Source organism: Acinetobacter sp. GSS19 (assembly GCF_028621895.1).
Taxonomy (GTDB): Bacteria; Pseudomonadota; Gammaproteobacteria; order Pseudomonadales; family Moraxellaceae; genus Acinetobacter.
On sequence record NZ_CP117520.1, the window covers coordinates 1,927,185 to 1,949,873 of the forward strand.

At 45.9% G+C, this 22,689-nt stretch carries 19 protein-coding genes; 11 read left to right on the top strand and 8 right to left on the bottom strand.

Annotation, left to right across the window (positions count from 1 at the left end; genetic code table 11):
- Positions 1-109: 109 nt before the first annotated feature.
- The 7 genes from PGW99_RS09280 (at position 110) to PGW99_RS09310 (ending at position 6,048) form a co-directional block, all read left to right on the top strand.
- Positions 110-1,030 carry an MlaA family lipoprotein gene (locus PGW99_RS09280; RefSeq protein WP_273777392.1) on the top strand — a complete coding sequence of 307 codons (921 nt, stop codon included), beginning with the start codon at positions 110-112 and terminating at the stop codon, positions 1,028-1,030.
- A gap of 112 nt (positions 1,031-1,142) precedes the next feature.
- Positions 1,143-2,111: an RsbU family protein phosphatase GigA gene (gigA, locus tag PGW99_RS09285; RefSeq protein ID WP_273777393.1), complete on the top strand. Its 969-nt coding sequence runs from the start codon at positions 1,143-1,145 to the stop codon at positions 2,109-2,111.
- A 113-nt stretch (positions 2,112-2,224) separates the two neighbouring features.
- Entirely contained in the window at positions 2,225-2,746 is a 522-nt protein-coding gene (gene gigB / locus PGW99_RS09290; RefSeq protein WP_273777394.1) for an anti-anti-sigma factor GigB, read from the top strand.
- Positions 2,747-2,767: 21 nt separating this feature from the next.
- Positions 2,768-3,592 carry a carbon-nitrogen hydrolase family protein gene (locus tag PGW99_RS09295; RefSeq protein WP_273777395.1) on the top strand — a complete coding sequence of 275 codons (825 nt, stop codon included), beginning with the start codon at positions 2,768-2,770 and terminating at the stop codon, positions 3,590-3,592.
- 8 nt (positions 3,593-3,600) lie between these two features.
- A complete protein-coding gene (locus PGW99_RS09300; RefSeq protein ID WP_273777396.1) occupies positions 3,601-3,990 on the top strand; it encodes a DUF4951 domain-containing protein in 390 nt (129 codons plus the stop codon).
- 321 nt (positions 3,991-4,311) lie between these two features.
- Positions 4,312-5,115: a hypothetical protein gene (locus PGW99_RS09305; RefSeq protein WP_273779493.1), complete on the top strand. Its 804-nt coding sequence runs from the start codon at positions 4,312-4,314 to the stop codon at positions 5,113-5,115.
- A 9-nt stretch (positions 5,116-5,124) separates the two neighbouring features.
- Positions 5,125-6,048 carry a mechanosensitive ion channel family protein gene (locus PGW99_RS09310; RefSeq protein WP_273777397.1) on the top strand — a complete coding sequence of 308 codons (924 nt, stop codon included), beginning with the start codon at positions 5,125-5,127 and terminating at the stop codon, positions 6,046-6,048.
- Here PGW99_RS09310 and PGW99_RS09315 read toward each other — a convergent pair.
- Entirely contained in the window at positions 6,038-8,872 is a 2,835-nt protein-coding gene (locus PGW99_RS09315; RefSeq protein ID WP_273777398.1) for a DUF2339 domain-containing protein, read from the bottom strand. The two genes, PGW99_RS09310 and PGW99_RS09315, sit on opposite strands and share 11 nt — an antisense overlap.
- A 178-nt stretch (positions 8,873-9,050) precedes the next feature.
- Between PGW99_RS09315 and polA the strand changes: the two genes are divergently transcribed.
- Positions 9,051-11,813 carry a DNA polymerase I gene (gene polA / locus PGW99_RS09320; protein ID WP_273777400.1) on the top strand — a complete coding sequence of 921 codons (2,763 nt, stop codon included), beginning with the start codon at positions 9,051-9,053 and terminating at the stop codon, positions 11,811-11,813.
- 55 nt (positions 11,814-11,868) lie between these two features.
- On the opposite strand, the gene PGW99_RS09325 is transcribed toward polA, so the two are convergent.
- From PGW99_RS09325 to ppx, 5 genes are read right to left on the bottom strand one after another with little or no spacing between them, the layout of a single operon-like run.
- Positions 11,869-12,438, bottom strand: coding sequence for a YggT family protein (locus tag PGW99_RS09325; protein ID WP_273777402.1), 570 nt, complete (start codon positions 12,436-12,438; stop codon positions 11,869-11,871).
- A 26-nt stretch (positions 12,439-12,464) separates the two neighbouring features.
- Complete coding sequence (gene proC / locus PGW99_RS09330) at positions 12,465-13,298, bottom strand: pyrroline-5-carboxylate reductase (RefSeq protein WP_273777403.1); 834 nt, start codon at positions 13,296-13,298, stop codon at positions 12,465-12,467.
- A 24-nt stretch (positions 13,299-13,322) separates the two neighbouring features.
- Positions 13,323-14,678, bottom strand: a complete 1,356-nt coding sequence (tilS, locus tag PGW99_RS09335; protein ID WP_273777404.1) for a tRNA lysidine(34) synthetase TilS — start codon at positions 14,676-14,678, stop codon at positions 13,323-13,325.
- Complete coding sequence (locus PGW99_RS09340) at positions 14,615-15,436, bottom strand: acetyl-CoA carboxylase carboxyltransferase subunit alpha (RefSeq protein WP_273777406.1); 822 nt, start codon at positions 15,434-15,436, stop codon at positions 14,615-14,617. Before PGW99_RS09340 ends, tilS begins: the two co-directional genes overlap by 64 nt.
- Positions 15,437-15,471: 35 nt before the next feature.
- Positions 15,472-16,992 carry an exopolyphosphatase gene (gene ppx, locus PGW99_RS09345; RefSeq protein ID WP_273777407.1) on the bottom strand — a complete coding sequence of 507 codons (1,521 nt, stop codon included), beginning with the start codon at positions 16,990-16,992 and terminating at the stop codon, positions 15,472-15,474.
- Between the two features lie 274 nt (positions 16,993-17,266).
- On the opposite strand from ppx, the gene trxA reads away from it, so the two are divergent.
- The 3 genes from trxA (at position 17,267) to PGW99_RS09360 (ending at position 19,820) form a co-directional block, all read left to right on the top strand.
- A complete protein-coding gene (trxA, locus tag PGW99_RS09350) occupies positions 17,267-17,593 on the top strand; it encodes a thioredoxin (RefSeq protein WP_273777408.1) in 327 nt (108 codons plus the stop codon).
- A 319-nt stretch (positions 17,594-17,912) separates the two neighbouring features.
- Positions 17,913-19,175 (top strand): transcription termination factor Rho, encoded by a 1,263-nt coding sequence (gene rho / locus PGW99_RS09355; RefSeq protein WP_273777409.1) that lies wholly within the window; start codon positions 17,913-17,915, stop codon positions 19,173-19,175.
- 405 nt (positions 19,176-19,580) lie between these two features.
- Positions 19,581-19,820, top strand: a complete 240-nt coding sequence (locus PGW99_RS09360) for a hypothetical protein (protein WP_273777410.1) — start codon at positions 19,581-19,583, stop codon at positions 19,818-19,820.
- Positions 19,821-19,992: 172 nt separating this feature from the next.
- Here the strand turns inward: PGW99_RS09360 and PGW99_RS09365 are convergent, their stop codons facing one another.
- Complete coding sequence (locus PGW99_RS09365) at positions 19,993-20,289, bottom strand: integration host factor subunit alpha (protein ID WP_273777411.1); 297 nt, start codon at positions 20,287-20,289, stop codon at positions 19,993-19,995.
- On the bottom strand, positions 20,286-22,667 hold the full coding sequence (gene pheT, locus PGW99_RS09370; protein ID WP_273777412.1) for a phenylalanine--tRNA ligase subunit beta: 2,382 nt from the start codon (positions 22,665-22,667) through the stop codon (positions 20,286-20,288). Before pheT ends, PGW99_RS09365 begins: the two co-directional genes overlap by 4 nt.
- Between the last annotated feature and the right edge of the window lie 22 nt (positions 22,668-22,689).

Consider the following 22,689-nt stretch of genomic DNA (forward strand, 5'->3'; position numbering starts at 1 on the left):
TTCCTACCAATCTTGCTCTATTTTGCTTTTAATAAGCTGAAATGCTGCTCTCACGCGGAACCATTTTGAGTACCATGATTTGAATATGAAAAAAATTTCAGGAATTCCTATGCGTTATTCTTCTTTATTCGGGGTGGGTTTATTGTCTACAGGATTGCTCAGTCCTGCCTTTGCCCAAGAAAGTTCAGATCATGTTCAAGTGCCATCTGCATCCACGGAAATATCTTCCACTACTACAGTCGTTGAAAATAAGCCTTCTCGTTTACAGGCAATTAAAGAATTAAGTACGCTTAAAGCAGCACAACTCAAAGTAGATGCAAAAGCTTCTCAACCCGAGGAAGTCAAGGATCCTTTACAACCTCTTAATCGTCAGGTGTACGAATTCAATGATTTCCTAGACCGCAACTTCTTACGTCCAATGGCTGTGCAATATAAAGAAAAAACACCAGAGCCTGTACGCAATTCTTACCGAGCCTTTCGTGACAACATGAGCGAACCGTGGAATGCGATCAACCAGTTGATCCAGGGGCGTCCGGGTCGTGCAGCCAAAACGCTTGGACGCTTTAGCATTAACACACTCACCAGTTTAGGTTTTGCCGATCCGGCAAGACGCCTAGGCCTGCCTGCCGAAGAGGAAAATTTGGGTACAACGTTGGGTTATTATGGTGTCGCCTCAGGACCCTTTGTCATGCTACCTTTCTTTGGTCCAAGTACGTTCCGCGATGGTCTTGGTCTGGCCATAGACCGCCAAGCAAAACCTCAAAAATATTTGCTTGAAGATGATCCAGAGCTTTATTGGGCAGACAACCTGACCGCTGTTGTGGATTTAAGAGCACGCTTGCTCGATGCAGAAAGCGTGTTGCAAGGTGATAAATACGCCCTCATCCGCGACATTTACCTGCAACGCAAACATTTTGAAATTTCACAGAAGAAAGGCATCTCTCTAGAGGAAATCGCGTTTCAAGACGATGAATCTGAAATAGAAGAAGAACCAGAACAAACTGATGAATCCAGTACACCTGAGGAATAATTTGTAAAAAAATCAACTAAGAGAAAATGGACTTTCTCTAGCAATAGTTTGATTTATAGGGTACATCTACTATTATTGCTTTCTGCTTTTATTCGGGATACACGACCTTTCTATGTATTTCATTCAGCCTAGTCGCACCATTCCTTATTTAGACCAGGTTCTAAATGCATTGCCGAGTCTGCAACTGATTCACATAGAAGACCTTGATCTATATGATCCCACGATCATCGCAATTGGCGATGTACAGGATTTTTTAACCCATCAATGGCGTTTTCCCACTGTCGTCATGGCCTTTGAAAATGAAGGCACAGCCTTAGCACAAGCGTGGGAAGCAGGCGCACTTGCAGGCTGGGTATGGAATCATTTACCCACAGAACCCGCTCAAGCGCTATTAAAAATTGATGCACAATATAAACGTAATCAAGACAGTCGCGATTTACCCGCAGCAGCAGAATTACAAAAACGCTTACTCCCAAATCCCATCGATTTACCTAACTATAAAGTCGAAACTCTATTTAAGCCTTCAGCTTATTTATCAGGCGACTGGTACGATTACTGGAAATTGAATGATCGAGAAGTCATTTTTTACCTGGCTGATGTGTCAGGTCATGGAGTCACCAGCAGTTTATTGACCTCCTGGATGGCTGCTTTCCATGGCCGTTCCAAGACCCCAAGACAGCTGATCCAGAAGCTCAATGGGATGCTGATGCAGGAAAACATTGAAAAGCATATCACCATGATTGCCGGTATCCTGAATTTCGAAACACATACCGTCCGTTGGTCCAGTGCTGGACATTACCCTCCTGCAATTATTTTTGAACCCAACCAACCACCACGCATTTTAAAAACCAGTAGCTTCCCACTCGGTTTAACCGAAGATTTGCAGGTTGAAGAATATGAATGCACCTTAAAACCGAATGCGCGGTTTATTATTTGTTCAGATGGAGCCTTAGAACCTTATGATGGTGGGTTGAATGAACAGTTTGAACAACTCCTTTATCATTTGCAGCACCAGTCTTTTCAGGCACCCGAACATGTAGCAGACGACATTGCGATCCTGAGTTTGCGTCGAATGAATTAATCAAAAAATCAATTATTTAATTCTTCTACAGAAAATCTAAGACTCTCGGATACTTGAGTCTAGGTTTCCCGTATGTGATAATTTTCACATCCTTCTCTGAAAATGGCATTTATATGTCAACAGGTCATGTTGAATATGCAAGTTTGAATGGAACGCATATCTTCAAACTTATTGGCGAAGTACGCGCCCAATCTTGTATTAGTCTAGACAAACTACTGGGAAAAATTGAACAGCAAGCCAATGTTATTGGTGCAATTGTTGATTTAACCAAAACCACGTTTATTGACAGTACAGTACTCGGCATACTCGCGAAACTCGGCTTGAAACTGAAACAAGCTCATCACATTCAAGCCGTAATGCTATCGACCAATCCCGATATCACGACGCTAGCCAATAGCATGGGTCTAGGACAGGTTTTTGTCATTCTGGATTACTGTGGTGATCCTAACGTTTGCACACTCAAACTAATGGAAGAACATGTGACCCATCAAAACATGCTCACCACAGTGCTCGATGCGCATCAAACCTTGATGAAGCTGAATGAGAACAACCAGAATATGTTTGAACCGCTAGTGAAACAATTGCAGAAAGAACAGGATACTTTGGAAAAGGTATCTGACAAGCAAAACGCTTAGCTCATTAGATCAGGATCAAGAATGACTTTACTTTCTGTTGCGCAAATGAACTCGCAAAATGATATCGAAGAAAACTTCGTAACCATCGAGAGCCTCATCCAGCAAAGTAAAGCACAAGAGGCTGAACTGATCGTTTTCCCCGAAAATTTTGTCTGCTTCGCTGCCGGAAAACAGCGCGAAACAGCAGCACAATTCGAAGTACTGCAACAACGTCTGGAACAACTTGCCCATCGATACCAAATCTGGATCATTGCCGGTACATTACCTTGTCCATTTCGCCCAGATGGTTCTGTAATTCAGGATGGACGTGTACGGACCGTCAGTTTGTGTATCAGCCCAGAAAAAACAGAAGCACGCTACGACAAGATTCATCTGTTTGATGTACAGGTCGGTGATGCAGTGGGTGGTTATCAGGAATCTCAATTTTTTGAACCCGGTACGGATCTTGTGATCGCCAGTACTCCTTTTGGTCAGATTGGTCTGATGGTCTGCTATGACTTACGCTTCCCGGAACTTGCCCTTAGCTTGCGCCAGAAAGGAGCGAATTTGCTCACTGCCCCAGCAGCATTTACCTATACAACCGGTCAAATGCATTGGCAATTATTATTGCAAGCACGTGCTATGGATAGCCAGTGTTTTTTTCTAGGCGCTGCACAACAAGGGTGGCACGGCCCGAAACGCCAAACTTGGGGACATGCTGCAGCGACCAATAGCCAGGGGCAACTACTAGATATGGTCAATCATGACGGTGCCGGACTGATTACCGTTGAATTTGATCTGGCTCAGCAACAGGCTGTACGTCAATCTATGCCTTTAATGCAACATCGCAAAATTATTCAGTACTAAACTTTTTTATGATTCAGTTTCTCCTGCGCTGTGCGATTGTTTTCAGCTTGGCGTCTTCTAGTTATGCCGAAGTCAAAATCGCAGAACCCACTTACCCGATCCATAGCTTAATCAACCCTCGAATCGCAGCGTTACCCGTTCCCCTCACTCCGAAAGGGATGTCTGTTACAGAATTTGGCCTGCAAGTGATTGGTTGGGGAATTGGTGCAGAGGCTGCACGCCATCGCATGGATCATCTCGACAGTGATGATGTAGAAACAATCAAAAAGCAAGGCACAAGTTTAGAGATGGTTCGCGCCTGGCAAACCTATTATGAAAATGAAACCATCCGCAATCTCAGCAATCCAGCAGCTAAGTCTCGGGCACGCTTACTCAAAAAGATCGCCGAGCTTTGGTAAGCTAACCAATCCAATCTATCTTCGACTTCAATAGCAGCAAAAATATTGCGAAAGCACAGGATTTACTTCAGTATCAAATCCATCATGACAGCCGATCTAGCCGTTTGTGAGATTGCTGTGTAGCATCCTCCTGTGCACAATTTTTTGTTAACCCATGGCTTAGCCATACCGAGCGATGCAAAGGATGCGTTTATCCAAATGCTCAGAACTCATGATGCTGAAGCACAACGCGCGGAATAACGCTTCGATGATGGGTAGATTCGAATCCATCCCATCTGATCCATTGATGAGAGAAATGTACAGTTGTCTACTATAAATGAAATGATTGAGCGAGATAGCCCGGAGTTAAAATGGTGGGGTGATCAGCATTTTGATCTCAATCAATCTCGTGCCTGGCAATTTGGTTCGCTATTGTTTCGCCTGACCCGTAGCCTGCAAGAATGGCGTCTGGAGTATCATCGCCCTCAGGTTCAGTATGATTATGAGCAGCAATGGCAGGCCATCAATGAAACCGATATGGCATTTCCGGCACCGATCAAAATTGAACGGTATATGTTTGCGCAAACTGAACCAAACTTCCAACTAATGCCTCGGTTGGCTGACCGGTCAGTAGTCATCAAACCTGTCGATCCGATTTATATCCCGGCAGGACAACGTGGCACACTGTATATCAGTACCCCTTTATGGATTGCCGGTTTTGTTGCAGGACAGCGCGATCCCCTGTTCGATTTACCGGTGATCCTGCCGAAAGATACCTGGTTTGGCCCCAACCATCGAACCGGTGAAATGTGTTATGCCACTTCGGTTGATGGTCGTACCGATTTGAAATTACTTAAACCTCGGGCCTTCCGTGCGATTACCCCGGTTGATTTCCACAACGTCAGCAGCCAGCAATTGCGTTTTGACCGCATGAACGTGCCGGTTCCAGCACTACCGCTGTTTTATAGTCCAGATACTGGACGACTCTGGACCTCACAAATCAAGGTGTTACATGAAGGCTCTGATCGCCCACCACGAATCCGTATTGAAAACCGCACACCACCTTTGGCTGGTGAAGTGATGTATGTCCACCCACCACGCGACCCAGGCAGTCCGTTGTTCAATATGTTTGATTCATTCTTCTAAGAGGCGATCATGGCAGAATCAAATTTAAGTAAAGATCTTATCGACAGCCTGAAGAGTGTTTTTACCGGGATTAATACCGAGCGCTTCAGTGAAATTCTGGTCGCACTGGTCCTGGCTCTAATCGGTTTTTTGTTGGCTCGGGTCGTCTCCAATACCTTTATCCGCACCATGGGGATGCGCTTTAATGCCCACCAGCGTTTGGTTTGGCGCCGCGGGATTTTCTATTTTATTTTCCTGCTGTTTGTGATGGCCAGTCTGAAAGAAGCCGGATTTAAACTCAGTGTCTTCCTTGGTGCAGCAGGCATTCTGACTGTGGCTCTGGGTTTCGCCTCACAAACCTCGGCAACCAACCTGATCAGTGGCCTGTTCCTGATCGGTGAAGGCTCCTTTGAAGTGGGCGATACCATCCAGATCACTTTAATCCGTGGTCATACCATTGAAGGTGAGGTCATTTCCATCGATCTGCTGTCGGTCAAGCTCTTAACACTGGATAACGTTTACGTACGTTTGCCGAATGAACAGCTAATTCGTGCCCCAGTCCACAACCTGTCTAAATTCCCCATCCGGCGTATTCCGATTACACTGTCGATTGATTTTCATGAAGATATTATCAAAGTCCGTGAAGTCTTGCTGGATGTCGCCAAAAAACATCCTTGGGTCTTGGATGAGCCTAAACCTGCGGTTACCGTGACCGCATTTCGTGAATCCTCGATTGAATTGCTGTTTGCCATCTGGTGCCGTAGAGAAAATTTTCTGAAAGTCCGTGATGAGATGCAGGAGCGTATTCGTAACGGCTTTCTCGACAATCACATTGAGATTCCCGTACCGAAAATGGGTTTTGTCGATCGTCCGCCTTTACCGCCCCGCTTAAGTAACGAAGAACTGGATCTATATGCGAATGCGGCAGAAATCAAGCGCGAACCTAAGCTTTAGGCTCGCGTGAAACAGGCGGTGGAAGGGGTGCCAGATACGCGATGACTAGCATTACGCCCCCCGCACCAATAAAAGAAATCACCCGAGTTAAAGTGGCGCTTTGTGCAAAATCCAGCAAGACCAGCTTGGCCACCACTAATCCCAGCAATCCAGCGCCTACAAACCAAACTTCCCGAACCATTTTGCGACTTGCGAAGGTCATCAAAAGAAAGGCCAGTAAGATCCACAGCAAGGTAAAACTCAATTGTACCGTACCATTATCCCACACCGCGGAGCTCCATAAGGGGGTCTGCAGATAATGGTGCAAGCCGCGCAGCAGCGCACTGCTCAGTACAAATAGACTGATGATTAGCATAGTGAACTTAAAGCCCCAAGCCAGACGATCCTGATCAAAATGATGACGGTAAATCATGATGAGCATGCCTAAGGTCATCGAGAGGGTCATAAAATCCGTTAAGTTCAGTAAAGGAAAAACATAACCGGAACTTGCTGCGTGCAGATCGAGATTGGCCATAATTAACCACAAGGCAGTCAGTAACCAAACGGCGGGTTGTTGCAAAAGCTGAAATTTCGCCGTTTTGATTTCCCAGCCCCCATACAGCAAGGGGATGAGGCTCAAGGCAATCACGGGATTTTCTGGTAACACCGCCAGCCCAACAAATGCCAGCATCAGCCAGAGCAAACTGGCGGTCCATGTCATCGCCCAGGTGTGTTTCGGTAAGAGCAAACTGCGTATCAGCAACAGACTATTCAAGGCCGTGGCCAAAAGAAAACAGATCTGCGCGAAAGGATGCTTCCATCCCCAATTCGTCCACACCTGCTGATAAGCAAGCTCCGAGACAAAAAACAGCAAAAGCAAGCTGTGTACCCACAACTGGAGAAAAATCCAGCTGATTTTAACCTGTTTTTGCATGACGGCATAAAATAGTGCGAACAATACCGTTGCAATCATCAGGTAAGGACTAAAACCTTGAGCCTTCCAGTTGAATAACTCTACCCCTGAAATCGCCCCCGCATACAGCCCTAAAGGCAGAAAAATACAACTGAGCGAAGTTGCAGTAAAGGAACGCTCAGCATCCTGACCAGCCTGTGACAGATAGAACACCGTAACAAACTGACAAAACGAATAAATCGAAGTACTGAACAGCGGAAATTGGGGCTCATTCCAGACCTGATAAAAGAGCGTGATTGAACTGAATAGTAACAGCACAACACCACTGTACAGACTGAGCCTTTCACGCTCACTACTTCCCCAGACCAATAATGCCGTACCTTGTACTACCCAACCGATTGAACTCCAATGTGCACCCTGTGCTAAAGGAAAAATAAGGGCCGTAAACGCTACTGCTAAAATAAAAAAGATTTTTGACAATAAGGACAATACAGGTTGCTTGTGGCGAATCCAGAGCATTAAAACACTATAAATAAGTGCCAGCCCCGCCGCTCCCGAGGCCATGGCGAACCTTGAGTCATGCATCAAGAAGGCATGTAAGGAAAAACCAACGACCGGAACACTAAAAATCAGGCTCACATCCAGTACAGGTTGCCAGCGCGTCAGTTCCTGCTGAAGACCAGACATGAGCTGGCTATAGCGCACACTCAACCAGATAAATAATATGATGTGACACCACAAAATGCCATCTAGCCAGACTTTTTGCGCTTGTTGCAGATAAAGTCCCATCATGATGCCGCCAATCAGCATGCTGGCAAAGAAAGCGATATGGTTCAAAATGCGCCAAGGCTGGATAAAGTTGACGATCGCAACGGCAATATTGACCAACAGATAATAGCTGAGCAAAAACAAGGCATCCGGATGCGTTTGCGGAATCAGTAACGGTGCCAGATAGGCCATCCCCAGGGCCAAAATGGCCAGAGATAAACTCTGCTGCTTTAAACTGAGGAAGGTTGTTAACAGTAACAAGAGCACAAATAAAAAACCAGCCAATGTCAAATCAGCCACTACGGCATAGTGATGTGCAAACACCAGAGTTAAAAATTTGATTGCCAGTCCCAGTCCTTGCAAGCTGACTGCGAACAAAGCATTACGCTTAGTCAGATAATAGCCCAGCCCCGTCAGACCGACACCCGCCATTGCCACAAACAACAGTTTAATACCCAAACTCAGCTGCCAATGCTCACTGGCAAAACGTAGTAAGAGGATGACCCCGACCAATAACACCAGCACTGCAATGCGTAAAATGGGATTGCCATGTTGAAACCAGTGCAGCGTTTTCTGCACCCAACTAGGGAATGTCATTCGTGCAGAAGCCTGCATGGAGCTGACATTCGGTTGCACAAGGTCTTCCACTCCAACCTGATCTTGCACCAAAGGTTGTTGCATCCATTCCGGTGCTTTCGGTCCTGCCACCTGTGTGGCTAAAGCGGGTATATCTTGCTGCCTTGGGAGATCAGTCGCTAGAATATGCCCCTGTTTCTCAACCGGGGTTTGCTGTTCCAGTTGGGTAATTCTCAGATGTAATTGCGACAAGGTCTGTACCAGGCAGATCGCAAATACCAGCAGACCGATACTGCTCAACCAGAAATTCAAGAAAAAATAGCCCAGCATTCCAATCAAAAAACTGCTGTAGAAAATAATGTTTTGACCCGTCAAATCCGTGATTGGATACGGCTGTGTCTGAAGCTGTTCCAGTCGCATCACGCGCTTTTGTAAGGCAGCAATAAATTGAATGATTGCGATCGCCAAAATACTCAGTACCACAGCAGCAATCTGATAAAAATTCGGTTTTATGGTTAAACCAAAACTGATGACAACAGTAACAGCACAACAAGTAGCAACAATCCAGAGATGGCGATGATGCTCCAAAGTCCCAATTTATCTTTGTTATACATGGGGTGGGTTCGCTTCTATCCATTTGATTCTATCTTAGCGCATTCCATGCCTAGCGCATCATCTCGACACGATGCACTACGCTAAATTCCTGTTCAGCAGGCAAACAAAAAATCACGTAGAATAAGCCCATTCGATAGTCAGGAAAGTTGCAATGCCACCATTTGTTTTGGTCGATGGGTCTTATTTTTTATTTCGTGCATATCACGCCCTGCCCCCACTCACCACTTCAACCGGATTACATACCAATGCCATCCGTGGCGCGATTTCCGCTATTCAAAAATTAATGCGCCGCATGCAGCCAACCCATATGGCAGTGATTTTTGACACGCCAGAACCCACCTTTCGTCACGAGCTGTCTCCGATTTATAAAGGCGACCGGCCAAGTATGCCCGAGGAACTCGCCGAGCAAATTCCTTATTTGCATGCCTTGATTCGTGCGTTAGGCATTCCGCTGTATATGTTACCGGGTGCAGAAGCCGATGATATTATCGGAACGCTCGCCAAACGAGCTGTGCAGGAAGGTCATGATGTGCTGATCTCCACCGGTGATAAAGACATGGCTCAACTGGTCAATGAGCATGTCAAACTGGAAGACAGCTTTAAAGATAAGGTCACGGATATTCAGGGCGTCTATGACAAGTTTGGCGTGTGGCCGAACCAGATCATTGATTACCTGACCCTGATGGGAGATGCCTCTGACGGTATTATGGGTGTACCGGGCATCGGTGCCAAAACTGCAGCCAAATTACTGAATGAATATGGTTCAATCGGCGGTATTCTGGAAAATGTCGACAAGATCAAAGGTAAAGTAGGTCAAAACATCAAAGATAATACCGATGGTATTGCGATTGACCATCAACTAGCCAGTATTGTCTGTGATCTGGATTTGGCCCTATCGTGGGAAGACCTAAAACTTGGCCATCCGAATGTCGAGCAACTGCGTCATCTATATACTGAACTGGAATTCCGAAACCAGCTGCAATCTCTCGATCATCCAAATAACCCGAATAACAGCACCTATCAACAAAGTGCTCAAGCCATTGAACAAGCCTCTGCTCCAGCGCCCATCCAAACTGAAGATCACGCCAGCCTGAGCAGTCAGGATGATCATCTGGGCAATGCCAACTATCATACCGTCCTGACCCAGGAAGCTTGGGAAAGCTTGTGGCAACGCTTATCCAGCAGTTCACGCTTTGTCATTGACACCGAAACGACCAGTCTGGATTATCGCGTGGCCGAACTGGTCGGCTTCTCGCTCGCATTCGATGCTCAGGATGCCTATTATGTTCCGCTGGCACATGATTATGCCGGTGCGCCCGTGCAACTCGATCGTGCAACTATTCTGGCTCAAATCAAGCCTGTACTGGAAAATGAGCAGGTCGAAAAGATTGGTCATCATCTCAAATATGACGCTCATATTTTTGCCAACCATGGAATTGAGCTACGCGGCTGGTACTTCGACAGCATGCTGGCGTCTTATGTCCTGAACTCAGTCGCCACCCGTCATGGCATGGATGATGTTGCCCGTCTGTACCTCAGCCACCTCACGACGACCTTTGAACAGATCGCCGGCAAAGGTGCCAAACAGAAAACTTTCAACCAGATTGAAATTGAAACTGCAGCGCATTATGCCGCGGAAGATGCACATGTAACCTATCGCCTGTATGAAGTACTGTCGGAAAAATTGCAGACTTTCCCGGAACTGGTAAATATCCTACACAATATCGAAATGCCGGTCGCACGCATCCTGACGGATATGGAAGAAGCCGGGATTAAACTGGATCTGGCCTTTTTGGATCAGCTCAGTGTGGAATTTTCCAAAAGCATGCAAGGACTGGAAGATCGGGCGATGCAACTGGCTGGAGAGCATTTCAATATTGCCTCGCCAAAACAGGTCGGTGAGATCCTATTTGACAAACTGGGGCTGAAAGGCGGCAAAAAAACCGCAACCGGACAATACAGTACCAGTGAAAGTGTACTGGAAAAAATCGAGCATCCGATTACCGAAGTCATTTTGGAACACCGTAGTTTGTCCAAGCTGAAAAGTACCTATACGGATGCACTGGTTAAACAATGCCATACTGAAACCTGCCGAGTACACACCAGCTATCATCAGGCGCTGACTGCGACCGGCCGTTTATCATCTTCTGATCCAAACCTGCAAAACATCCCGATCCGCAATGAAATTGGCCGCCAGATTCGTAAAGCCTTTATCGCACCTGAAGGTCGTGTATTGCTGGCAGCCGACTACTCGCAAATTGAACTGCGCTTGATGGCCCATTTTTCACAGGATGATGCCCTAGTCCATGCCTTCCAGCATGGTCAGGATGTACACCGCCGTACTGCTGCAGAAGTATTGGGGATTCCCCTCGAACAAGTGACAGCCGACCAACGCCGTCAAGCAAAAGCCGTCAATTTCGGTTTGTTATATGGTATGTCAGAGTTTGGTCTGATCCGCCAGCTCGGTTTTACCCGTGAAGAATCGCAGAACTATATCAAACAGTATTTTCAGCGCTACCCGGGCATTTATGAATATATGCAACGTACCCGCCAGGTTGCACTGGAACAGGGTTTTGTTGAAACCATCTTGGGTCGACGTTTATACACCCCAGACATTGCTGCACGCAATATGATGGTGCGTAAAGGTGCGGAACGGGCTGCAATTAATGCGCCGCTGCAAGGCAGTGCCGCAGATATTATTAAATTAGCGATGATCGCCGTTGATAAAATGCTGCCTAAGTCCCAAGCGACGCTTTTGCTGCAAGTCCACGATGAATTGGTGTTTGAAGTGGATGAAGCGATTGCCGATGAATTGGCACCACAACTGGCCGATGTCATGCAATCGGTACTGGAAATTTCCGTGCCGCTGGTGGTCGAAGTCGGTAAAGGCCGAAATTGGGATGAAGCCCATTAAATTCCACCCATAAAAAAGGACCTCAATTGAGGTCCTTTTTTATGTCTTCAATCAATCAAAGTCCGGTCAACAGCACCTTAGCCACTTCATTCATCAGAATCTCGGCGATATAGAGCGCCAAAAATGCCAGAATGGGTGACAGGTCAATCACCCCCATATTCGGAAGTAAACGACGGAAAGGTGCCAATAAAGGCTCCGCCAACTCCTGAATCACTTCAATATACGGTGAACGTGATTGCGTCAATATCACCACCCAGCTCAAAAGAATGGTGGCGAAAATCAAATAGCGACAGAAACGGATCAGATCCTGAATCATGGTCACAAAAGTCAGGATCAATAAATGTACCGGACTGCTTGGCATCGCACCATTGAGATACATCACCCCAAAGATTTTCAGCAGATACAGCACCACCAACAGTACCAAAGCCGCCAGATTAACTCGGCCCTTCCCAACGGTTGGCAGAATGCGTCCAAAAACATCTACAATCTTGGTGGCTTTCACTGTGGATAACACAACCGGATTATAAGGACTGACTGCGGCCAGTTGCATTAAGAAACGGAAGAATACGAGCAAAATCGCTACGTTAATGATGATGCCAAAAATTAGCGCAGAACTTGCACCCATATCTGAACTTTCCTAATTAAATCAATTTATTTGCTGCTGTCACTCAGCTCTTGAGCAAGTTCCTGACTGCGTTTTTGTGCTGCAGCCAAAGCAGCCTGAATATTTTGTGAAATCTGCGCACGGTCGAATACTTCCAAAGCCGCTTGCGTGGTGCCATTTGGAGAGGTGACATTTTTACGCAGTTCTGCCGGTGTACTGGCACTGGTAATTGCCATTTGTGCCGCACCAAGTGCCGTTTGCAGGGTCAAAGCGGTCGCTACTTTTTCATCCAGCCCCAAGTTTTTGCCCGCACGGATCATGCTTTCCATCATATAGAAAAAGTAAGCTGGGCCTGAACCGGAAACGGCAGTCACTGCATCAATTTGTGCTTCTGAATTCACCCAAATCGTCAAACCGGTCGCTGCCAGGATTTGCCCTGCTAGTTCACGGTCTTTGGCTGAAACTGCATCAGTCGCATATAGACCATGCGCACCAGTTTGCACCAATGCTGGGGTATTTGGCATAACGCGAACAATACGCTCAACCCCACCGACCAACTGAGAAATGGTGTCAATCTCAGCACCCGCAACAATTGAAACAATCAATTTATCATTAAACAAACCTGCTAATGGTTTCAGTACACTGGCCAAGACCTGTGGTTTGACTGCCAGTACGACCACATCAGCATCACGAATAGCTTCCGCATTATTATCCGTCACGTGCACATCTTTTTCTTTTAATAACTCACGGACTTTCTCGACCGGATCAGCCACTGTAATACGGGTTGCTGGCAAGCCTCGTGACAACAAGCCACCAATCAAAGCCTGCGCCATATTGCCGCCGCCAATAAAACCAATATTACAATTTAATGCTGTACTCATGATGAACGCTCGAAACTTACTTTCTTATGGCTGAGAGATTAAATTCGGTTGCCAGCCCCCAGCCTCACAATATACCGATTGGGCCAACCAGAATCCTTTGGGTGTGAAGACACCAAGCATAACATTATCTATGCTAATTATTTGTATTGTATGACGCAACCAGGGGAAAATTTGTGCCTCTTGAATCGCCTTCTTCAGGGGCCAACGCCCGACCCGACCATGCAGATGAATTTTTTCTCCCCCCTGCCGGAAACTCAACTGTAACTTCTGACCCAATAAATTCCATGCCAAGCCCACCTGCGCGGACTGAATCTGAAAATTACCAGCAGGCAAGCTGATCATCTGCTCTGGAGAAAAACAGATTTGCTGCTGATCTGCGGGTGGCTGTTGTTTTGAGGCCAAATAACAGGATTGAGCCAAACGGTAGATATGCCCCTGGAAGCGTACAAAGTAATATTGATTCCAATGCAAGGCTGCCTGTGCATCAGCTTGAGCCTCAATCACTTCAGCCTGAAGGCACTGTACCATCTCAAATGGAGGTCGATATTGTCCCTCACCTTTCATCCAGGCCGATAACAGTTGCCGCCGCCTTGCTACAGACAGTTGATCAAGCATCTGTAAATTCAATTGATTCGAATCACCACACCGTTGCCAGTCGTCTTGCAATACGTCTTGCAAAATGTCTTCAGCATCTTGCATCAGGTAACTGCTACGGGCCACAGCCTGTTGCATCTGGGGAAAACGTGACTGCAGCATGGGCCAAAGGTCTTTGCGGCACCAGGCACGGTCATAATGCGTGTCCTGATTACTCGGATCGTCGACATAAGGTAAATTTAACTGGGCCGTCCAAGCAGCAATCTGTTCCCGCGAAAGGGACAAAAAGGGACGCCAGAGCGTGTAATGATCACGCTGCTCAACCTCACGCATCGCAGCCAAACCATGAATGCCTGCGCCCGAGAACAGTCTGAGCAGTACGGTTTCTGCCTGATCCTGCTGATGATGAGCCAACACTAAAACCTCATGCGATTTTAAATGTTGTTGAAAGGCCTGATAACGTGCTGAACGTGCTTGATTTTCCAGATTACCGGAAGCGACCTGAACAGGCTGAATAATACAGGGAATATTGAGTTGCCGGCATTGCTCGGCCACCAATTGCCCCCAAGCCTGACTCGGCTGCTGTAATTGGTGATCCACATAGATCGCACGAACGTGCTGTGGACAGAGGATTGCCATAAAATGCAAGAGGAGCATGGAATCCATGCCCCCGCTACAGCCAATCAGGAATGCAGTTCCCGCTGGAAACCGCTGTAACTCGCTTAAGAAGAGAGTCCTAAATTGTGACTGCCAAATTTCATTAAACGTTGATAACGCGCTTCGCATCGCTCATCCGCATCCATCGCTTTTAATTCATTCAGGGCTTCGCGCAATACCAAGCTTAGGTTTTGCATGACTTGCTCAGGGTTGAGATGAGCACCTTCGCCTTCATCTACAACATATTCTACAATCCCGATCTGTTGTAAACGGTCTGCTGTCAATGCCAAGGCATCACTCGCCTGTTCGGCTTTTTCAGCAGTTTTCCACAAGATCGATGCACAACCTTCAGGTGAAATCACCGAATAAATACTGTGAGACAACATGATTACACGGTCTGCAACACCAATACCGAGTGCACCACCCGAACCACCTTCACCTAGCACAGTTGCAATCACAGGCACTTTCAGGCTAGACAATTGTGCCAAGCTCGTCGCAATCGCTTCTGCCTGACCACGTTCTTCCGCACCCACACCCGGATAGGCACCCATCGTGTCAATAAAGGTCAGTACAGGTATATTGAAGCGTTCTGCCATGTCCAGCAAACGCTGTGCCTTACGATAACCTTCTGGATTGGACATACCGAAATTGTGATGTAGTTTTTCACGTGTACTGCGGCCACGATGCTGACCCACGATCATTACCGGCTGACCTTCAAAACGGGCAAGCCCACCCACCATGGCACCATCATCACCGAACAGACGGTCACCATGTAGTGCGTCAAATTCTGTGAATAATTCATTCACATAATCCAAAAATTGCGGACGCTCTGGATGACGGGCGATTTGAACCGTTTTCCATGCTTTAGATTGAGCTTTGTTTTTCATAGGTCGAGCACTATCCCTAAATTCATCAAATCGAGTTAATCGATAAATTGTTCCGACTGAATATTCAATTCAATGTCCCAATGCTTAAATTGCACTTGCTCATCATGTAGATCGGCAACGAGCAATGGCCATTGTTTGGCATCACCAGAAACGCTGAGTTGCCATTGTTGCGCATTGATCACACTTAATTCAATGGCAGGAAGCATCTGATCACTACGACTATGATTGAGCAAAACCGCTAGGCGCAGTAACAGGCAAAGGTAAAGCAATTTCTGACCACCGACCTTTAACACATCAATTTTAGCATCACTACGCAACTTGCGACGGTGATGAGCAACCAGATGGGATAAATGGTTTTGGTCAATTTGTGAAAAGCCTGGAATATCGGAATGTTGTAACAAATATGCACCATGACGGTGGTATCCACCATGACTGATCGCCAGACCAATTTCATGTAGATAGGCCGCACGACGTAGTAAATCACTGTCTTCACTGGTTAAATTCAGTGACTTTGCGACATTTTCAAATAAGTGCTGAGCTGTATTAACGACACGTTCTGCCTGTTTTGGATCCGCGTTATAACGTCCCATCAGGGCTTGGACACTGCGGTCACGAATGTCTTCATGTTTGAAACGGCCCAGCAGGTCGTACATGACCCCTTCACGCAAGGCACCATCCGAATAAGTCAGTTTATCAATCTGTAAAACTTCAAAAGCAGCGTACAAAATGGCCAATCCGGCTGGCAAAACTGCTCGGCGGTCATCTTTCAGGCCTTCGAAATTGATTTCGGCAACATGCTTAAATTTCAGTAGCTTGTCTTTGAGTTTTTCCAAACCTTCACGTGTGACATTTTCCTGTTCGTCACTGAGGCCCATATTCACCATAATCTGGCGGCAGGCCTTGATAGTACCACTCGAACCAACCACGGTGTCCCAACCTTCAGCTTTATATAAGGCAGCGATTGCGGTCAATTCTTTGCGTGCAGCCACAACGGCCTTATCAAAAGCTTTGGCACTGATTTCACCCTCGGGGAAATACGCCTTGCTATACGCGACACAGCCCATCTGCAAAGATTCGGTCTGGATCGGTTCAAAATGTTCACCGATAATAAATTCTGTTGAGCCGCCTCCGATGTCGATTACCAGGCGGCGGCCGCCATTGGCAATGGTATGTGATACACCGAGATAAATCAGACGGGCTTCTTCACGACCCGCAATAATTTCAATTGGTTTAGGTAAGATTTCTGCGGCTTGTTGAATAAATTCATGACCATTTTTTGCCTGACGCAAGGCATTGGTGGCAACAATACGCAAGCGATTCGGTTGTACCGAGCCCAAACGACCAACAAAACGTGCTAAGCAAGCCAGTCCTCGTTGTTGCGCCGCTTCAGTTAGATTTTTATTTTCATCTAGCCCAGCTGCCAACTGTACTTTTTCTGACATTGAAACAACTTTTTTAACCTCGCCGTGATCCACGCGCGCAATCGCAAGGTGGAAACTGTTGGACCCCATATCAATCGCAGCAAGGAGTTCTTCATCAATCAAAAAATCAGACATTACTCAAACAAACCCATACAGAATTGTTGCCTAGAGTAATTCACCCGTCCTGAATTGAAAAGTCATTTACCCTAAGATTTGCATGTGTTTTTTATCGGTATTATTACCGATCATTACATAACACGATCAAAAATATCGTCAACATCAATTGGACAAGCGATCCGCGAAACAGGAAAATTTAGATATCCCTCTACTATATTGTTCTAGATGGCTATGTAATACTTATATTTAAGAGATCATCTCCATCTTTGAAAACCATTCTCGGAGCCACAGCATGTCTGCCAATATCGTAAATACTACCGATGCCAACTTCCAAGCTGATGTATTAGATTCAGAAGTTCCTGTACTTGTTGATTTCTGGGCAGGTTGGTGTGCCCCTTGTAAAGCGATCGCTCCAGTATTGGAAGCTTTAGCCACTGAATATGAAGGTAAAGTCAAGATCGTTAAAGTTGACGTGACGTCTTGCGAAGCAACCGCAGTAAACTACAACATCCGCAACATTCCTGCTTTACTGATGTTTAAAAATGGTGAAGTTGTCGCTCAGCAAGTGGGTGCTGCACCGAAATCAAAATTGGCGGCGTTTATTGACCAAAACATCTAAGTCAATACCTCCCGATCCTGCGCCATACCCTGTATGGCGTATTTTTTGTCGATTATTTGACAAATTTCCCTGAGTCACTTATATTCAACCCTCAAGAAAGCTAAAGGCTTATCCCTGACTTGCCTTTCTTAAAAGACACAACACATAAGATCGCCGCTCGGCAACAGAAATTGTTTTCAACATTTCTCTTCGAAACAATGAATCAGATATTTGAGTTTGTAATCGTGCCTACACGATGCTCAACTTCATATTGCATGCGGCCGACTTTTGCATTTTTCCCATCTGTCATCTACACGTCCTTATATCACCTTGACCACCTATGAACTTAACTGAACTCAAGAAAAAACCGATTGGCGAACTCATCAAAATTGCTGAGTTTATGGGCCTAGAAGGCATGGCCCGTAACCGTAAGCAAGACATCATTTTTGCCATCTTGAAACGCCACGCCATGAATGGCGAAGAAATTTTTGGTGATGGCGTACTGGAAATTCTCTCTGATGGTTTCGGCTTCCTTCGTTCAGCTGCAGGTTCGTACTTGGCAGGTCCGGACGATATTTATGTCAGCCCATCACAGATTCGACGTTTCAACTTACGTACAGGCGATACCATTACCGGTACCATTCGCCCACCCAAAGAAGGTGAACGTTATTTTGCCCTCTTAAAAGTGAACCAGATCAACTACGATACGCCTGAAAACTCGCGTAACAAGATTCTGTTTGAAAACTTGACACCGCTGTTCCCAACTGAGCAATTGGTCATGGAACTCGGCAATGGCACAACTGAAGATTTAACCGCACGTGTGGTTGATTTGGTCGCACCGATTGGTAAAGGTCAACGTTCTATTATTGTGGCGCCGCCAAAAGCCGGTAAAACCATGCTGTTACAAAACATCGCGCAGTCGATTGTACGTAACAACCCAGAAGTTTTTCTGATCGTTCTATTGATTGACGAACGTCCAGAAGAAGTGACAGAAATGGAACGTACCGTGCGTGGTGAGGTTGTGGCTTCCACTTTTGATGAATCTCCAGCACGTCACGTACAAGTCGCTGAAATGGTCATCGAAAAGGCCAAGCGTCTGGTTGAACACAAAAAAGACGTGGTGATCCTGCTCGATTCGATTACCCGTTTGGCACGTGCCTATAACACCGTCATTCCATCTTCAGGTAAGGTGTTAACCGGTGGTGTGGATGCTCATGCGCTTGAACGTCCAAAACGCTTCTTCGGTGCGGCACGTAATATCGAGGAAGGTGGCTCATTGACCATTATTTCCACTGCACTGATTGAAACCGGAAGCAAGATGGATGATGTGATCTATGAAGAATTCAAAGGTACAGGTAACCAGGAAATTACCCTAGATCGCCGTATCGCTGAAAAACGTGTTTTCCCTGCCATGAACATCAAGAAATCAGGAACACGTCGTGAAGAACGTCTAATGGATGAAGATAAATTACGCAAAGTCTGGATCCTGCGTAAATTGCTGCACCCAATGGATGAATTGGCCGCAATGGAATTCCTGCTTGATCGTATGAAAGAAACCAAGACTAATGATGATTTCTTCGATCAAATGAAGCGCAAGCAATAATTCACCAAAAGGCCATCTTTCAAGATGGCCTTTTTATTGGGTTGACAAGATTTACCGAAATCCAACAGTTGACTGCACATCATGTTAAGTTTATGTGCAAGTTTTTGATTATAAAAAATTTGAAGAGTAAAAATTTAAGGCTTTTTATAGACTTATTTAGCATTTAACCAATATAAACCAATTTTTTAATTGTTATTTTCTGTTAAAAAATAGACTAATTTACCGATTTTTTTGCATTTTTTTCACTCTCCCTAGTGGTATTTCCGCATGTGCAGTGATAGCATATTTGCAGACCAGTTAGCCTGCTCCATGCGTTGTTTACCTATCGAACGTTAGGAATAATAAAAGCACAAACAGTCTGACTCGGGTTTTTTTTAATCTCAATTTTTTTATGAGAGTGATGCCATGTTATTCAAAAAATTCGCTGTTGCTGCTGCAGTTGCTACTACTCTAGCTTTCGTTGGCTGTGCTAAAAAAGAAGAAGCTCCTGCTGCTGCTGCTTCTGAAGCTGCATCTGAAGCTACTGCTGCTGCTTCTGAAGCTGCTTCTGAAGCTGCTTCTGCTGTTGACGCTGCTGCTGCTGCATCTGAAGCTGCATCTGAAGTTGCTACTTCTGAAGTTGCTACTTCTGAAGCTGCTAAATAATCATTACGATTATTTAGTCAAAAAAGAGAGCCTTCTGGCTCTCTTTTTTATTGTCTCAACATTAGAAAAATTACGTCTTTTCTTATTACTTCAACTCAAAAACATCCAGATCATAAAAATTAATTTTATAAGCCAGAGATTGCTACAGAATTCTGCTGATAAAAAAAGCAGATCAATCGATCTGCTCTGTTCCAACGCGCTGTCTAAATTTTTGTCCAGCTCGGAACGTCACAACACGTCGAGCTGAAATTGGAATTTCTTCTCCAGTCTTTGGATTTCGACCCGGACGCTGACGCTTGTCACGTAATTCAAAGTTACCAAAACCGGAAAGTTTGACGTGTTCACCCGCGATTAATGCCTGGCTAATCTCGTCAAAAAATAGCTCCACCATCTGCTTTGCTTCACGACGATTTAAGCTCGTGAGCTCGCTTAAATGGTCCGCCATTTCTGCTTTTGTTAATGCTGTCATGAGGCCCTCAATGTCGCTTGGTAAGTGTTTTGCAACACTTCAATAATTTGATCCATACCCGATTTAATTTCAGCATCTTCGAGCGTACGTGATGGGTGTTGCCACAGTAATGCAAATGCAAGTGAACGCTTGCCTTCTTCAACCCCTTGTCCAGTATACACATCAAACAACCAGGTTGAATCAAGAAGTTCACCACCAGTTTGTTCAATTAACTGCTGAATATCTCTCACATTAATCTTATCATTGATTAAAAGCGCAATATCACGTCTAACCGACGGAAAACGTGATAATTCTGTAAAATTAGATACATAAGATTGCAAAACAGCATCTTTGTCCAGTTCAGCCACCCAAGTTGTACCCAAATCCAGATCATTTTCCAAAGAAGGGTGTAAACGACCGAGGTAACCTACAGACTGACCATTCACCAGGATCTCTGCTGATTGGCCCGGATGTAACCAAGCACGTTCCGAACGCACATACTCTACCTTGACACGACCAGCAGCCAAAATCTGTTCCACTTCGCCTTTCAGGTCAAAGAAATCCATCGCCTGAGCCTTGGCATGCCATTGCTCAGGAACACGTGAACCAACTGCAATTAAAGCCAAGGTTGGAATCTGTTTAAGATCTTCAACACCCTGTGCATTCTGGTAATCAAAACGTAGGCCCAACTCAAAGAAGCGTACACGGCCTTGCTGACGGTTCAAGTTATATTGCACACATGGAATCAGACTTGACAATAATGTGCTACGCATCGCTGCTAGATCGCTGGAAATCGGATTGGCCAACATCAATGGCTGTACCGCTGGATTAAGTTGTTTTTCCAGTTTTGCATCCGCGAAGCTAAAGCTGATCGCTTCTTGATACCCCAAGGTTGCAACCGTTTGACGCAATTGTGCCACTTCAAAACGGTCTTGATATTTTGCTAACTGTACATCGATCTGTGGCAAGCTGATCTGGATGTTGTCGTAGCCATGAATACGCGCAACTTCTTCAATCAGGTCTTGATAAATCGCCATGTCAAAACGGTGTGATGGAGGCACAACCAGCCATTCACCTTCAGCTTTGCTCTCCACCTGACAACCTAGGCGTTGTAATGCATCACCAATAAAGGCACTGTCCACTGGATAACCCAGCAACTGATCCACTTGCGCCTGGTTCAAGGCAATCGCTTCACGCTTTGGCAAAAGCTCAATTTGCTCAACCGTGGTAATCGGACCGAATTCACCACCTGCCAGTTCTTGGATAAGTTGTGAAGCACGATCCATCGCCAGTTGAGGCAATTCAAAATCAACACCACGCTCATAGCGCTGTGAGGCATCGGTATGTAAGCCGAAACGGCGCGCACGTCCTGCAATCGCAAGCGGTGCAAAGAATGCTGACTCCAAGAAGATATCTTGAGTCTCATCACTCACGGAAGAAGCCAAGCCACCCATGATTCCTGCGATTGCCAAAGCTTTGGCATCATCCGCAATCACCATCACATCGTCAGACAACTCAACTTCTTGCTCATTCAGCAATTGCAGTTTTTCTTGGGCTTTGGCTTGACGCACCTGTACGGCACCTTCGATTTTAGCCAAATCAAAGGCATGTAGCGGCTGACCAAGCTCCATTAATACGTAGTTAGTGATGTCGACCAATAGACTATGCGTACGGATACCTGAACGAGATAAAGCTTGCTCCATCCATTCTGGAGTTACTGCTTTCACATTGACATTCTTGATGACACGGCCCAAGTAACGCGGTGCACCCGGTGTGGTCACAACCACAGGTTTTTCATCTGCAATAGTCGCAGTAACTGGTGTGATGACCGGAGCATTGATAGGCAACTGGTTAATCACCGCAATTTCTCGCGCCACGCCACGGATACTGAAACAGTCACCACGGTTCGGGGTAATGCTGATGTCAATCACGTGGTCATCTAATTTGAGGTATTCACGGATATTTACACCGACTGGAGCATCAACCGGAAGCTCAAGCAAACCATCAATTTTGTCTTCTAAATCGATTTCTGAAGCACCACAAAGCATACCCTGTGATTCAATACCACGTAGTTTGCCTTTTTTGATTTTGAAATCGCCCGGCAGAACCGCACCAATCAAAGCCACTGGTGCTTTCATGCCTGGACGTACATTCGGTGCGCCACAAACGATTTGCAACGGTGCTTCTAAACCAGCGTTCACGGTCGTGACACGTAAGCGGTCTGCATCTGGATGTTGTTCAACCGTCAGGACTTCACCGACTACCACACCGGTAAACGGTTTGGCCACGGGTGCCATGTCATCCACTTCCAGTCCGAGCATAGTGAGCTGATTGGACAACGTGTCGCTATTAATGGCTGGATTGACCCAAGTGCGTAACCAATTTTCGCTAATTTTCATATCTATTAAACCTTATACAATC

Excerpts from the sequence above, each read along its gene's own strand:
- PGW99_RS09280 (WP_273777392.1), top strand. The coding sequence starts at position 110 with ATGCGTTATTCTTCTTTATTCGGGGTGGGTTTATTGTCTACAGGATTG.
- gigA (WP_273777393.1), top strand. The coding sequence starts at position 1,143 with ATGTATTTCATTCAGCCTAGTCGCACCATTCCTTATTTAGACCAGGTT.
- gigB (WP_273777394.1), top strand. The coding sequence starts at position 2,225 with ATGTCAACAGGTCATGTTGAATATGCAAGTTTGAATGGAACGCATATC.
- PGW99_RS09295 (WP_273777395.1), top strand. The coding sequence starts at position 2,768 with ATGACTTTACTTTCTGTTGCGCAAATGAACTCGCAAAATGATATCGAA.
- PGW99_RS09300 (WP_273777396.1), top strand. The coding sequence starts at position 3,601 with ATGATTCAGTTTCTCCTGCGCTGTGCGATTGTTTTCAGCTTGGCGTCT.
- PGW99_RS09305 (WP_273779493.1), top strand. The coding sequence starts at position 4,312 with ATGATTGAGCGAGATAGCCCGGAGTTAAAATGGTGGGGTGATCAGCAT.
- PGW99_RS09310 (WP_273777397.1), top strand. The coding sequence starts at position 5,125 with ATGGCAGAATCAAATTTAAGTAAAGATCTTATCGACAGCCTGAAGAGT.
- polA (WP_273777400.1), top strand. The coding sequence starts at position 9,051 with ATGCCACCATTTGTTTTGGTCGATGGGTCTTATTTTTTATTTCGTGCA.
- PGW99_RS09325 (WP_273777402.1), bottom strand. The coding sequence starts at position 12,438 with ATGGGTGCAAGTTCTGCGCTAATTTTTGGCATCATCATTAACGTAGCG.
- proC (WP_273777403.1), bottom strand. The coding sequence starts at position 13,298 with ATGAGTACAGCATTAAATTGTAATATTGGTTTTATTGGCGGCGGCAAT.
- tilS (WP_273777404.1), bottom strand. The coding sequence starts at position 14,678 with ATGCGAAGCGCGTTATCAACGTTTAATGAAATTTGGCAGTCACAATTT.
- PGW99_RS09340 (WP_273777406.1), bottom strand. The coding sequence starts at position 15,436 with ATGAAAAACAAAGCTCAATCTAAAGCATGGAAAACGGTTCAAATCGCC.
- ppx (WP_273777407.1), bottom strand. The coding sequence starts at position 16,992 with ATGTCTGATTTTTTGATTGATGAAGAACTCCTTGCTGCGATTGATATG.
- trxA (WP_273777408.1), top strand. The coding sequence starts at position 17,267 with ATGTCTGCCAATATCGTAAATACTACCGATGCCAACTTCCAAGCTGAT.
- rho (WP_273777409.1), top strand. The coding sequence starts at position 17,913 with ATGAACTTAACTGAACTCAAGAAAAAACCGATTGGCGAACTCATCAAA.
- PGW99_RS09360 (WP_273777410.1), top strand. The coding sequence starts at position 19,581 with ATGTTATTCAAAAAATTCGCTGTTGCTGCTGCAGTTGCTACTACTCTA.
- PGW99_RS09365 (WP_273777411.1), bottom strand. The coding sequence starts at position 20,289 with ATGACAGCATTAACAAAAGCAGAAATGGCGGACCATTTAAGCGAGCTC.
- pheT (WP_273777412.1), bottom strand. The coding sequence starts at position 22,667 with ATGAAAATTAGCGAAAATTGGTTACGCACTTGGGTCAATCCAGCCATT.